Origin of the sequence: Pseudomonas sp. AK181, assembly GCF_051122975.1 — a bacterium.
GTDB lineage: Bacteria > Pseudomonadota > Gammaproteobacteria > Pseudomonadales > Pseudomonadaceae > Aquipseudomonas > Aquipseudomonas lactis.
The window spans coordinates 510,481-523,973 of record NZ_CP146348.1; the positions used below are offsets into that span (position 1 = coordinate 510,481).

9 protein-coding genes are annotated in these 13,493 nt (G+C 61.7%); 1 reads left to right on the plus strand and 8 read right to left on the minus strand.

The annotated features are described in order from the left end of the window. Positions 1-70: 70 nt before the first annotated feature. The 8 genes from dbpA to betI all read right to left on the minus strand — a co-directional run bounded on the left by dbpA (position 71) and on the right by betI (position 11,088). The gene (gene dbpA, locus V8689_RS02430) at positions 71-1,408 is read right to left on the minus strand and encodes an ATP-dependent RNA helicase DbpA (RefSeq protein WP_229999345.1); all 1,338 of its coding nucleotides are present in this window, start codon (positions 1,406-1,408) and stop codon (positions 71-73) included. A 130-nt stretch (positions 1,409-1,538) separates the two neighbouring features. Continuing rightward, positions 1,539-2,966: a multidrug transporter subunit MdtD gene (gene mdtD / locus V8689_RS02435; RefSeq protein WP_032894917.1), complete on the minus strand. Its 1,428-nt coding sequence runs from the start codon at positions 2,964-2,966 to the stop codon at positions 1,539-1,541. Between the two features lie 36 nt (positions 2,967-3,002). Beyond that, entirely contained in the window at positions 3,003-3,893 is an 891-nt protein-coding gene (locus tag V8689_RS02440; protein WP_056782949.1) for an alpha/beta fold hydrolase, read from the minus strand. 201 nt (positions 3,894-4,094) lie between these two features. Further along, positions 4,095-5,411, minus strand: coding sequence for a TldD/PmbA family protein (locus tag V8689_RS02445; protein ID WP_056782948.1), 1,317 nt, complete (start codon positions 5,409-5,411; stop codon positions 4,095-4,097). Continuing rightward, positions 5,411-6,853: a TldD/PmbA family protein gene (locus tag V8689_RS02450; RefSeq protein ID WP_056782945.1), complete on the minus strand. Its 1,443-nt coding sequence runs from the start codon at positions 6,851-6,853 to the stop codon at positions 5,411-5,413. The genes V8689_RS02445 and V8689_RS02450 overlap by 1 nt, the downstream gene beginning before the upstream one ends. A gap of 206 nt (positions 6,854-7,059) precedes the next feature. Beyond that, positions 7,060-8,754, minus strand: coding sequence for a choline dehydrogenase (gene betA, locus V8689_RS02455; RefSeq protein WP_056782944.1), 1,695 nt, complete (start codon positions 8,752-8,754; stop codon positions 7,060-7,062). Positions 8,755-8,911: 157 nt separating this feature from the next. Further along, entirely contained in the window at positions 8,912-10,384 is a 1,473-nt protein-coding gene (betB, locus tag V8689_RS02460) for a betaine-aldehyde dehydrogenase (protein ID WP_056782942.1), read from the minus strand. A 110-nt stretch (positions 10,385-10,494) separates the two neighbouring features. After that, entirely contained in the window at positions 10,495-11,088 is a 594-nt protein-coding gene (gene betI / locus V8689_RS02465) for a transcriptional regulator BetI (RefSeq protein ID WP_044271839.1), read from the minus strand. 389 nt (positions 11,089-11,477) lie between these two features. On the opposite strand from betI, the gene V8689_RS02470 reads away from it, so the two are divergent. After that, positions 11,478-13,412 (plus strand): BCCT family transporter, encoded by a 1,935-nt coding sequence (locus V8689_RS02470; RefSeq protein WP_225931683.1) that lies wholly within the window; start codon positions 11,478-11,480, stop codon positions 13,410-13,412. Positions 13,413-13,493: the final 81 nt, after the last annotated feature.

A 13,493-nucleotide genomic window follows, 5' to 3' on the forward strand; every position in this document is an offset into this window, starting at 1 on the left:
GTGAGTTCACCACCGCTATCGCAGGCAAGCCAGCTCCCACATTGATTCGGTTCCTACAGTAACTATGTTGTTACAGGATGCGCACGCGCAGCGAACGGCCCTTGATCTTGCCGTCATTCAAACGCTGCAACGCCTGCTTGGCGATGCCGCGTTCCACGGCCACGAAGGCCTGGAAATCAAAGATCGCGATCTTGCCGACCTGGGCACCCGGAATGCCGGCTTCACCGGTCAATGCACCGAGAATGTCGCCTGGGCGCACCTTGTCTTTACGCCCGGCGGCGATGCACAGGGTGCTCATCTGCGGCAACAACGGGCCACCGCTTTGCGGCTTGAGGTTGTCCAGTTGGTCCCAGTTCAGCGGCGACTTTTGCAGTTGCTCGATGGCCTGGGCGCGGTGGGCTTCGGACGGTGCCACAAGGCTGATGGCGATGCCGGTCTCACCGGCACGGCCAGTACGGCCAACACGGTGGATGTGAATTTCCGAGTCGCGGGCCAGTTCGACGTTGATCACCATGTCCAAGGCGTCGATGTCCAGGCCGCGGGCGGCGACGTCGGTGGCCACCAGCACCGAGGTGCTGCGGTTGGCAAACATCGCCAGTACCTGGTCACGGTCGCGCTGTTCCAGGTCACCATGCAGGCCAACGGCGGAAATGCCCTTGGAGGTCAGGTGGTCGACGGTTTCCTGCACTTGCTGCTTGGTAAAGCAGAACGCCACGCAGGAGGCCGGGCGGAAGTGCGCCAGCACCTTGGTCACGGCGTCCATGCGCTCTTCCGGGGAGATCTCGTAGAAGCGCTGTTCAATCTGGTCGTCGGAGTGGAACGCTTCGGCTTTCACTTGCTGAGGCGCACGCATGAACTTGGAGGCTAGTTGCTTGATGCTCACCGGGTACGTGGCCGAGAACAGCAGGGTCTGGCGGCGCGGTGGGGTCTTGCTGATGATGTCTTCGATGGCGTCGTAGAAGCCCATGTCGAGCATGCGGTCGGCTTCGTCGAGGATCAGGGTGTTCAAGCCGTCCAGCACCAGCGAGCCTTTACGCAGGTGCTGCTGGATACGGCCCGGCGTGCCGACGATAACGTGGGCGCCGTGCTCCAGGGAGGCGATCTGCGGGCCGAGGGACACGCCGCCGCACAGGGTCAGTACCTTGATGTTGTCTTCGGCACGGGCCAAACGACGGATTTCCTTGGCGACCTGGTCGGCCAGCTCACGGGTCGGGCACATCACCAGCGCCTGGCAACCGAAGTAGCGCGGGTTGATCGGGTTCAACAGGCCGATGCCGAATGCAGCGGTCTTGCCGCTGCCGGTCTTGGCCTGGGCAATCAGGTCCAGCCCTTTGAGGATCACCGGCAAGCTTTGCGCCTGGATCTGCGTCATCTCGACATAACCCAGCGAGTCGAGGTTAGCCAGCATGGCGGCGGACAGGGGCAAAGTATTAAAAGCGGTGGCGATGGTAGTCACGGGACTGGCTCTGCAAAACAAAATGTCGCGCAGTGTACCAGTCTCGTGGGATTTTCCCCGCAAGTTCTCGACGAGACGCCCGTTAGTGCTCGATATCGTGCTCGCGGCTGACCACGCGTTTGCCGTCCTTGGGCGACAGTTGCAGGAAGATCGCCGCCGCCAGCATCGCCATGATGCCCACGGTGAGGAAGGTCAGTTGAAAGGCGCCCAGCACCGTATTGACCCCGTCATTGCCGGCTTCGGCGGTAAAGCCGCCGAGCAATGCACCGGCACAGGCCACGCCCAGGCTCAGGGACAACTGCGCCACCACCGACAGCAAGCTGTTGCCGCTGCTGGCCTGGGCGTCGTCGAGGTCGATCAGGGTGACGGTGTTCATCGCGGTAAATTGCAGGGAGTTGATGGCCCCCAGTACCGCCAGCATGCCTAACAGCAGCGGGTAGGGCGTTTGTTCGCTGACCAGGCCCATGCTCGCCAGCATCAGGCCCAGGGCCAGGGTGTTGCCGGTCAGGACGATGCGGTAGCCGAGGCGCTCGATAAGAGGGCGCGCGATGGATTTGGCGAACATTGCCGCCGCCGCCAGCGGCAGCATGCTCATGCCGGCTTCTGACGGCGAATAGCCCAGCGCCACTTGTAACAGCAGCGGCACCAGGAACGGCAGTGCGCCGCTGCCCAGGCGCGCAAACAGGTTGCCGAGGATCCCCACGGCAAAGGTGCGCGTCTTGAACAGCACCGGCGAGAACAGCGGGTTATCGATATGCCCGGCGCGCAGCCAGTACGCCGCCAGGCAGGCAAGCCCGCCGAACAACAGCAACATCACCCGCAGGTGCGGCAGGTGCAGTTCGCCCAGACCCTCCATGGCGATGGTGATCAGCACCATCGCCGCGCCGAACAGCAGAAAGCCCAGGCCGTCGAAGCGCGTGCGCTCGCTGCCGCGCAGGTCGGGGATGAATTTCCAAACGGCATAGCAGCCGATCATGCCCACCGGCAGGTTGATCAGGAAGATCCAGTGCCAGGTCAGGTATTGCACCATCCAGCCGCCCATTGTCGGGCCAAGCAAGGGGCCAAGCAGGCCGGGAATGGTGATGAAGCCCATGATCCGCACCAGCTCGGAGCGCGGATAAGCCCGCAGCACCACCAGCCGCCCGACCGGCAGCATCAGCGCGCCGCCCAGGCCCTGGACCACCCGTGCGCCCACCAGCATGCTCAGGCTACTGGACAGCGCACACAGCAACGACCCGATGCTGAACAGCATGATCGCGCCAAAGAAAATCTTCTTGGTGCCAAAGCGGTCAGCGATCCAGCCCGAGGCGGGAATCAGCAAGGCCACGGTGAGCATGTAGGCAATCACCACCCCTTGCATGCGCAGCGGGTTTTCCGCGAGGTCCTGGGCCATGGCCGGCAGCGCGGTGTTGAGAATCGTCCCGTCCAGCGACTGCATGAAGAAGGCAATCGCTACCACCCAGGGGAGCCAGCGGGCGGTCTTGGCATCGAGAGGGGCACGATTCGGCATGGGATCCCTTTTTATTAGCAGGCTATGTGTTGGCGATTATGCGCCATCCGTCGCCCCTTTTCCCACTGGCGGTTCGTCTATAGCTGACGAGCTCGCATGCTCGCCCACCAGGAAGTCCAGCAAGGCCCGATGCACTGCCAGCGCGGCTTCGCGGGACTCCAGGTCCAGCAGATGGCCGGTGTGTTCGGCCACGGCAAAGCTGCTGCGGCCTACATAGTGTTTGAACAGCTGGGCCTCGTCGGCCGGGGTGTATTCGTCCAGCGCGCCGTTGAGAAAGTGCACCGGTGTTTCAATCTGCTTGAGCGCCGGCAGGTAATTGCCATCACCCAAGGCCAGCACCTGATGGATATGAAAGCGCGCCTGGCGGTACTCGGTGGTGGCCATGGTCGACAGGTGCCGATGGTTATTGCGTTTGAGGCGCGGCGACAGGTATTTGCCCACCGTTTCGTTGAGCAGATGGCCGACCGCCGACTTGTCATCGGCCTCGATCAGCACACGCACGCGCTCGACATATTCCAGCATCGCCTGGTTGAGGTTGGGCGCCAGGGCCATCACCACCGAGCTTTCGATGGAGGGCGGGTTGTGCGCCAGGGTCAACAGCGTGGAAATGCCGCCCCATGATGCCGAGACCAGATGGTTGACCGCAAAGCGCGCCACCAAGGCACGCAGGATTTGCACTTCGTCGTCCTTGGTAACCAAATCGAGTTCAGTGTTGTACTCGCGTGACAAGCCAGAGAAGGGCAAGTCGAACAGCAGCACATTGAAGTGCTCGGCCAGGCATTTGCTGGTACGGGCAAAGGAGCGCGTGGTGGATAGCGCGCCGTTGACCATCAGTACGGTTTTTCTGTGCGGGTCGTTCCCCAGTTGCTCGACGTGAACGTTGTAGTGCTTGTACAACTTCTCAATGACAAAACTTCCATGGTTCATCTCAAGACTCCAGCTTGCCTTTCCCAGGCAAGGTTATGCTCTCGTGGGCAGGGGTGGCGGGATAGACGTTTCTTTGCAGTGCAGGTTATTGCTCTGTAGGAGCGAGCTTGCTCGCGAAAAACGTCAACGATAACGCAGTGCTGACAGCCAGCCCGCGGTGTCTGTACGTTCTTCGCGAGCGAGCGAGCTCGCTCCTACAGTTTATAAGGTCAGCGTCAGGCGTTTTACCAAAGCGCCTGGCAACAGGTTGGAAGCGGTGTTGCGCTGGTCATAGGTACTGGCCGACAACAGCAGCTCACGATCAGCGGTCAGCGCTTCCAATTGCGAACCGAGCAACTGATAGACACTGTCATCAAAGCGCATGGTGCTGACCGGCGCCTGGATCTCGCCGTTTTCCACCCAGAAGGTCGCGAAGCGCGTCATGCCGGTCAGGCGCGCTGCCGGCAGGTCGGAGTAGTTCAGGTACCAGAGGTTGCTGATATACAGCCCAGTGCCCAACTGCTTGAGAATATCGGCCTGGGCCAGGTTGCCGGCCGCCATTTGCAAGGCGCTGGGCGACTCGTCGCTGCTGGCGCCGTTGGTGTTCAAGCCGTATTCGGCGGCGCTGCGCGAGTTGATCAACTGGCCCTCGGCTTGGCCTGCGTTGATCAGGGTGACATCCTCGCGCGGGTAGCCTTCAGTGGAAAACGCCTGGCTCAGGGAACCGCTGATCTGCTCATCCACCGTCACCAGCGGGCTCAGTGACTGATCACCCGCGTACAGGCGTTGCAACGAACTGCCTTTGCTGGCGATGGCCTGGGCCGAAAAACCACCCCAGGTGATGATGCTGATGATTTCTTCCAGCGCTGCCGGCGCAAGGTAAGCGCGGTATTGGCCGGGCGCCAGGTTGTGCAGCGGGCGCCCGAGAAACGCCAGTTGCTCACGGGCCTGTTGGAAACGGGCGGCGAAGTCAGCGCTGTTCCAGGTGTGTCCGGCGTAGCTGGCTTTTACCGCTTCGCCATTGGCGTGGAACAGGCTGAAATCGAAATTGAAGCTGGTAGCCCGGTGCCAGCCGAACGCGCCCGTTGAGCTGGCGAAACCACGGCTGATGGGGCCGGCGGCGTAGAAACCGACCAGGTCCACGCCGTCGGCGGCCTGGCTGATATCGTTCAGCACTTGGGCCAGTTCCGGCAGCGGGCGCAGCTGTTCGTTATGGTTTTGCCAGGCGTCTGGGTTCAACCTCAAGTACGGGTCTGGCGGCAACAGCGGCAAGGTCTCGCGCAGTTGTTGCAGGCCATTCGCCAGGCGTTGGCGATCCAGCTCCGCCTCGCCCGACAGGGTGATACCCAGGTCGGCGTGGCGCCCATCGTTGATCAGCTTGAGGTTCAGGCTGGCCTGCTGTACCTGACCCGCCTGGCGCACCTGCGCGTGGTTGAAGCGCACGAACTCGGACGCTTCATCCGCATAGCCGAGTTGAAAGTGCTCCTTGTCGGTGATGGCTTGCTGGAGCCAGTCCACCAGTGCCTTGAAGTGGTTCATCAGGCATCTCCCCCGAATACATCGACATTGCTGAACACACAGGCCGGCGACGCATGGCCGACGCGGATCACCTGGTTGGGTTCGCCCTTGCCGCAGTTCGGCGTGCCCAAGACCTTGAAGGTGCTGGCATCACCCACCGCGCTGAGCTTGCGCCAGAACTGCGCGGAGATCGCCCGATAGTTGGGGTTCTTCACCACGCCCTTGAGCTCGCCGTTTTCGATCAACTGGCCCCACTCGCAGCCGAACTGGAACTTGTTGCGCGCATCGTCGATGGACCACGAACGGTTGGTCGACATCAGGATGCCGCTCTCGATGCCGCCCACCAATTGCGCGAGGCTTTTATCGCCGGGCTCGATATTCAGGTTGGCCATGCGGTCGATGGGCGCACGGTTCCAGCCGCAAGCGCGGCTGTTGGCGACGCCGGGCAAGTTGGCGCGAAACTGCGACAAGGCCCCGCCCAACGGCTTGAGCAGCAGGCCCTCGCGAATCAGAAATTGCTTGCTGGCAGGCGTGCCGTCGTCGTCATGGCCGTAACTGGCAAGCTGTTCGGGGATGTCCGGGTCGAAGGTGACGTTGAGCAGCGGTGAGCCATATTGCAGGTGGCCAAAGTCGCTGGCCTTCACAAAACTGGTGCCGGCGTAATTGCGCTCGTCACCGAGGATGCGATCCAGCTCCAGCGGATGGCCGATGGACTCGTGGATCTGCAGGATCATCTGGTCAGGCATCAGCAGCAGGTCACGCGGGCCGTGGGGCGTATTCGGAGCGAGCAGCAATTGCAGGGCTTCGTCGGCCACCTTGCGGGCGGCGCCTACCAGGCCGAAGCGCTGGATTACGCCGGCACTGCCTTGCTGGCCGAAGTTGGTACCGCCCAGGGTGCGGGTCTGGCTGTCGTTGCCGTCGAAGGCGGTCACGCTCAGGCCGGGGAACACGAAACGCTGGGCCTGACGCAGTTGCGCGCCGGCGCTGTTGAGGTAGATCTGTTCGACTCGCGTGGTCCCCAGGCTGACTTCCCAGCTCACCAGGCGCTCATCCTTGGGCACGGCGACGGACTCATCGCCGAGCAATTGGTAGCAGTCGCTCAGGGACGGGAATGGCTGGTCGAGGTCGGGCGACAGGTAGTCGGCGACGTCGCTGGACACCGGCTGCTGGTGCAGGTCGAGCAGGGCGTGGGGCTTGATCAACCGGGCTTGCTGTTCCGCACGCTCAAGGGCGCTTTGCAGGCCGGCAAGGGAAATATCGTTGGTCGCGGCGTAGGCTTCCACGCCGTTGAGACGCACGGTGAGCATGGCGCCTTCGTCATGGCCCAGGTGAGGCGGCTCGGCGACGTTCTTGCGCACCGACAGGTACTGGCCGGATTCGCGAACGTAGCGCAGGGAGAAAAATTCGGCGGAGGTGCGCAGGGCACCGAAGTGTTTCTTGAGCGTGGCGTGGTGTTCGAACATGGGGCCTTCCTTGTGGGCGGCTCGGCGCGGGCAGGCCAACAGAGTAGGCCTGGGCGGGGAGCTGATCAAGGGAGGTTTTGTTGTGTGATCGTTCCCACGCTCTGCGTGGGAATGCCACCCCGGACGCTCTGCGTCCGCTCTTGAAGGGCGTGACGCGGAGCGTCACAGGATGCGTTCCCACGCGGAGCGTGGGAACGATCAATCAGTTACTGCGCAATCTCACGCAACGGCTTGCCACGCACCGGCGCATCGCCTGCCACGTAGTAGTCGGCGGTGCTGCGCGGCAGCGGCTTGCGGCCACGGATCTTGTCGGCGATTTTCTCGGCGATCATGATCGTCGGCGCGTTCAGGTTGCCGGTGGTGATGATCGGCATGATCGAGGCATCGACCACACGCAGGCCCTGCATGCCATGCACGCGGCCTTCGCCATCGACTACGGCCATCTCGTCGGTGCCCATCTTGCACGAGCAGGACGGGTGGAACGCAGTCTCGGCGTGCTCGCGGATGAACTTGTCCAACTGCTCATCGGTTTGCACGTCGATGCCCGGGCTGATTTCGCGGCCACGATACGGGTCCAGTGCCGGCTGCTGCATGATTTCACGGGTCAGGCGGATGCCATCGCGAAATTCCTGCCAGTCCTGCTCGGTAGCCATGTAGTTGAAGAGGATGCTCGGGTAGTCCCGTGGGTTCTTCGACTTCAGATGGATACGGCCGCGGCTTGGCGAACGCATGGAACCCATGTGCGCCTGGAAACCGTGCTCTTTCACACCGTTGCTGCCGTTGTAGTTAATCGCCACCGGCAGGAAGTGGTACTGGATGTTCGGCCACTCGAATTCTTCACGGGTACGGATAAACCCGCCCGCTTCGAACTGGTTGCTGGCGCCGATGCCGGTGCCGTTGAACAGCCATTCGGCACCAATCGCCGGCTGGTTGTACCAGAGCAGCGAAGGGTACAGCGACACGGGCTGGGTGCACGCATATTGCAGGTACAGCTCAAGGTGGTCCTGCAGGTTTTCACCCACGCCCGGCAGGTCGTGGACCACTGGGATGTCGAGGCTTTCCAGCAATTTGGCTGGGCCGACGCCGGAGCGTTGCAGCAGTTGCGGCGAAGCGATTGCGCCGCTGCACACCAGTACTTCTTTACGCGCACGGGCTTCAACGCGTTCTTCGGCGGCGCCAATCAGGTAACGCACGCCCACGGCACGCTTGCCTTCGAACAGTACTTTGTCGGTGAGGGCATGGGTGACGATGGTCAGGGTCGAACGCTTTTTAGCCGTGTCCAGGTAACCGCGAGCGGTGCTGGCGCGACGGCCGTTCGGCGTGACGGTACGGTCCATCGGGCCGAAGCCTTCTTGCTGGTAGCCGTTCAAGTCTTCGGTGCGTGGGTAACCGGCCTGTACGCCCGCTTCAACCATGGCGTGGAACAGCGGGTTGTTGCCCGCTTTCGGCGTGGTCACGCTGACCGGGCCGTCGCCACCGTGCCAATCGTTGGGGCCGATGTCGCGGGTTTCGGCTTTGCGGAAATACGGCAGGCAGTCCAGGTAGGTCCAGTCTTCCAGGCCCGGCAGCTTCGACCAATTGTCATAGTCCATGGCGTTGCCGCGGATGTAGCACATGCCGTTGATCAGGGAAGAGCCACCCAGGCCCTTGCCGCGACCGCATTCCATCCGGCGGCCGTCCATGTGGGGCTCTGGATCGGTTTCGTAGGCCCAGTTGTAGCGGCGGCCCTGCAGCGGGAAGGCCAGGGCGGCTGGCATCTGGGTACGAAAGTCGAGGCGGTAGTCCGGGCCACCGGCTTCCAGCAACAGAACGGTGACGCCTTCGTCTTCGGTCAGACGGGTCGCCAGGGTGTTACCGGCAGAGCCGGCACCCACAATGATGTAATCGTATTCTTGGGACATGAATGTACCCTCTTTGAAGTGTGGTCAGGTCTGGCGAGTGCTTCGCACTCGATCGCAGGCAAGCCAGCTCCCACATTTGATCGGGTTCACACAGAACAAATGTGGGAGCCGGGCTTGCCCGCGATGGCGGCCTTACAGGCAATACAAGGCTCGGGTGTTAGAACACCGAGGCGTAATCGCCCAACTCAACCTGTACCGACTTGATGCGGGTGAAGTTGTTCAGCGAGCTGATGCCGTTCTCACGGCCCACACCCGACTGCTTGTAGCCACCGACCGGCATCTTCGCGTCGGACTCGCCCCAGGCGTTGATCCAGCAGATACCGGCTTCCAACTGGTGAATCACGCGGTGGGCGCGGTTCAGGTCGCGGGTTACAAGGCCAGCGGCCAGGCCGAAGTCGGTGTCGTTGGCGCGACGGATCACTTCTTCTTCGGTTTCATAGGTGAGGATGCTCATCACCGGGCCAAAGATTTCTTCACGCACGATCACCATGTCATCGGTGCAGTCGGTGAACACAGTCGGGGCCACGAAGGCGCCTTTGGCGAAGTCGCCGTCGGTCAGGCGCTCGCCGCCGCACAGCAGGCGTGCGCCTTGCTCTTTGCCTTTGGCGATGTAGCCCAGCACGCTTTCCATGTGGGCGAAGCTGACCAGCGGGCCGAAGTTGGTGTTTTCGTCTTCCGGGTTGCCGATGCGAATACGCGCAACACGCTCAACGATCTTGGCTTCGAACGCGGCTTGCAGGTGCTTGGGCACGAACACGCGGGTGCCGTTGGTGCAGACCTGGCCGGAGCTGTAGAAGTTGGCCATCATGGCGGTGTCGGCGGCGCGGTCGAGGTCGGCGTCGTCGAAAATGATCAGCGGGGACTTGCCGCCCAGCTCCATGGTCACGTCCTTGAGCGAGGAGCTCGACGCGCTGGCCATGACTTTCTTGCCGGTGTCGGTGCCGCCGGTGAAGGAGACTTTCTCGATGCGCGGGTGCTCGGTCAGCCAGGTGCCGACTTCACGGCCGCTGCCGGTCAGTACGTTGAACACGCCCGCTGGAACGCCAGCCTCGGTGTAGATCTCGGCCAGTTTCAGGGTGGTCAGCGAGGTGACTTCGCTTGGCTTGAAGATCATCGCGTTACCGGCAGCCAGGGCCGGTGCGGATTTCCACAGGGCGATCTGGATCGGGTAGTTCCACGCGCCGATACCGGCGACCACGCCCAGCGGCTCGCGGCGGGTGTAGACAAACGAAGTGTCGCGCAGTGGGATCTGCTCGCCTTCGATGGCAGGTACCAGGCCGGCGTAGTATTCCAGCACGTCAGCACCGGTGACGATGTCGACGTACTTGGTTTCGGAAAAGGCTTTACCGGTGTCCAGGGTTTCCAGGGCGGCCAGTTCATCGTTGCGCTCGCGCAGGATGTCCACGGCACGACGCAGGATGCGCGAACGCTCCATGGCGGTCATGGCGGCCCAGATTTTCTGGCCTTTTTCAGCGCTGACCACGGCACGTTCAACGTCATCGAAGGTGGCGCGTTGCACTTGGGCGAGAACTTCACCGTTAGCCGGGTTGATGGCTTCGAAGGTGGCATCGCTGCCAGCGTCGCTGTAGCCGCCGTCAATGTAGAGTTTTTGCAGGTCGAAACGGGCCATAAAGTCCTCGCAAGTGCATAAGTGGTTGGCGTTACCCGCCGAACAGTGGGCCATGGGGTTGTGGCAACACTGAGCGGCGGACGTTCAGGGGTTGAGCGGTTATGTGTGCTCTAACTCACCTGCTTGGCCAATTGGAAATCCATGTATTCGTAAGCGATCCGTTGCGCCTGCGCCGTGTCGAAAGCGTCTCCCGACAGGGCGCCGCGCAACCACAAACCGTCGATCAGGGCCGCCAGGCCTCGGGCTGCTTTGCGTGCGTGCGGCAGCGGCAGCACTCGGCGGAACTGGCAGCACAGGTTGGAATACAGACGTTGATCGTTGATCCGCTGCAACCTGTGCAATGACGGGTGGTGCATGCTGGTGGCCCAGAAGGCCAGCCAGGTTTTCATTGCCGGGCCGTTGACCTGGCTGGCGTCGAAGTTGCCTTCGATGATCACCTGAAGGTGCGCCCGTGGGCTGTCATCCTTCAAGGCACGCCTGCGTTCTTGCACGTTCTCGATCAGCGCATTCATCAGGTAGCGCATCGTCGCTGCGATCAGGCCGTTCTTGTCCTGAAAGTAGTGGCTGATGATGCCGTTCGAGACGCCGGCCAGACGGGCGATCAGCGCAATGCTGGCATCTCCCATCCCGACCCGATCGATGGCCGTCAACGTGGCTTCGATCAACTGCTGGCGGCGTATGGGTTGCATACCGACCTTGGGCATGTAGCACCTCTCCTTAGGCCTGCCGATGGGCGATCCACGTCCGTCGGCTTGAGGGCCAGTCTATTTTGTTTTGATTGAACGTTCAATCAACAAAGAATAAGATCTGCGACAAATGGTCGCTGCCTACAGATGTTTCCTACCTGCGAGCTGCAACCTTCGACACCTGCAAAAACCCTTGAAACAGGCCACTTCAGAGCCTGATCACCGCTTCGGCGGGCTCAAGAATTTTGGGGTGTCTTTATAACACCCGTCCGTCGACTGCCGAAAAATCGATGTCCCGGGATAACCGTTGCCTTGTGTTTCTCTCTCGCACTGCCTGGAGCATCTGCGCCATGAGTTCTGCCTCTCTTATAAAGACCCCACCGGAAAAGGTCCGGGTCAACGGTTGGGTGTTCTACACCTCCACCGCGCTGATTTTATTGTTGACCGCCATTCTGATCGTCGCCCCGCAGGAGGCCGGGCGCCTGCTCGGTGTAGCACAGGCCTGGCTGTCGAAAAGCTTTGGCTGGTACTACATGGTGGTCATCGCCGCCTACCTGGTGTTTGTGGTCGGCCTGGCGTTTTCGTCCTATGGGAAACTTAAGCTGGGTGCGAAGGACGATACCCCAGACTTCAGCTACGGCGCCTGGGCCGGCATGTTGTTCTCGTCGGGTATCGGCATCTCGCTGTTGTATTTCGGTGCGTCCGAGCCGTTGGACCACTACTTCAACCCGCCCGAAGGCGCTGCCGCCAGCAATGGCGCGGCACGCCAGGCGCTGCAACTGACCTTCCTGCACTGGGGCCTGCACGGCTGGGCGATCTATGCGCTGGTGGGCCTGGCCGTGGCGTACTTTGCCTACCGTCACAACCAACCGCTGGCACTGCGTTCGGCGCTTTACCCGCTGGTGGGCGAGCGTTGGGTGAAGGGCGCGGCGGGCCATGCGGTAGACGGTTTCGGCATGTTCGTGACCCTGCTGGGCCTGGTGACCAACCTGGGGATCGGCTCGATGCAGGTGTCGTCGGGGCTGGAAAACCTGTTCGGCATGGAACACAGCAACACCAACCTGCTGATCGTGATCATCGTGATGAGTACCGTGGCGACCATCGCCGCCGTGTCGGGCGTGGAAAACGGTATTCGCCGCCTCTCCAACCTCAATATCGTGCTGTTCAGCGGTTTGCTGATTTTTGTGCTGCTGTTCGGCCCCACCTTGCACCTGCTCAATGGCCTGGTGCAAAACACCGGTGATTACCTCAACGGTATCGTGCTCAAAACCTTCGACCTGTATGTGTACGAAGGCGACGGTGCCAAGACCGAACGCTGGATGGGCCTGTGGACCCTGTTCTACTGGGCCTGGTGGATTTCCTGGGCGCCATTTGTAGGCATGTTCATCGCGCGTATTTCCCGCGGGCGTACCGTGCGTGAACTGGTGGCTGGCGTATTGCTGATCCCGCTGGGCTTTACCCTGGCGTGGCTGTCGATCTTCGGCAACTCGGCCCTGGACCTGGTGTTGAACCATGGGGCCGTGGAGTTGGGCAAGACGGCGCTGGAGCAACCGTCCATGGCCATCTACCAACTGCTTGAGCATTACCCAGCGTCGAAAGTAGTGATCGGCGTGTCGATCTTCGTGGGCTTCGTGTTGTTCCTGACGCCTGCGGATTCCGGCGCGGTGATGATGGCCAACCTTTCCTGCAAAGGCGGCAATGTGGATGAAGATGCGCCGCACTGGTTGCGCATCTTCTGGTCGGCGGTGATCACCCTGGTGACCATCGGCCTGCTGTTTGCCGGCAACTTCGAAGCCATGCAAACCATGGTGGTGCTGGCGGGGCTGCCGTTCTCGGTGGTGCTGGTGTTCTTTATGTTCGGTTTGCACAAGGCCATGCGCCAGGACGTGGCCACCGAACAGGAGCAGGCGCAATTGGCTGAACGCGGGCGTCGTGGTTTCAGCGAGCGCTTGACGGCGCTGGACCTGCAACCGAGCCAGGCCACCGTGCAGCGCTTTATGGACAAGCACGTAACGCCGGCGTTGGAGGAAGCCGCGATTGCGTTGCGTGATCAGGGATTGGAAGTGCAGACCTTGCTGGGCAAATCCAAACGCTGCATCGGCGTGCGGATCGAGATGGACGAAGGCAACCCGTTTGTCTACGAAGTGAGCCTGGATGGCTACTCGGCAGCACCCGCTGACCTGCCTGAAGAAGAGCGCACCCGTTACTACCGTGCCGAGGTGTACCTGCACAACGGGCCTCAGGAGTATGACCTGATGGGCTTCACCCAGGAGCAGATCACCCGGGATGTGCTCGATCAGTTCGAAAGCCATCGGCAGCTCCTTGGCCGGGTCTATAGCTGATAGTTGAAGCCTGGTGGTGTCCTCCCTGACATGATCGTTCCCACGCTCTGCGTGGGAACGCCGCCATGGACGCTCCGCGTC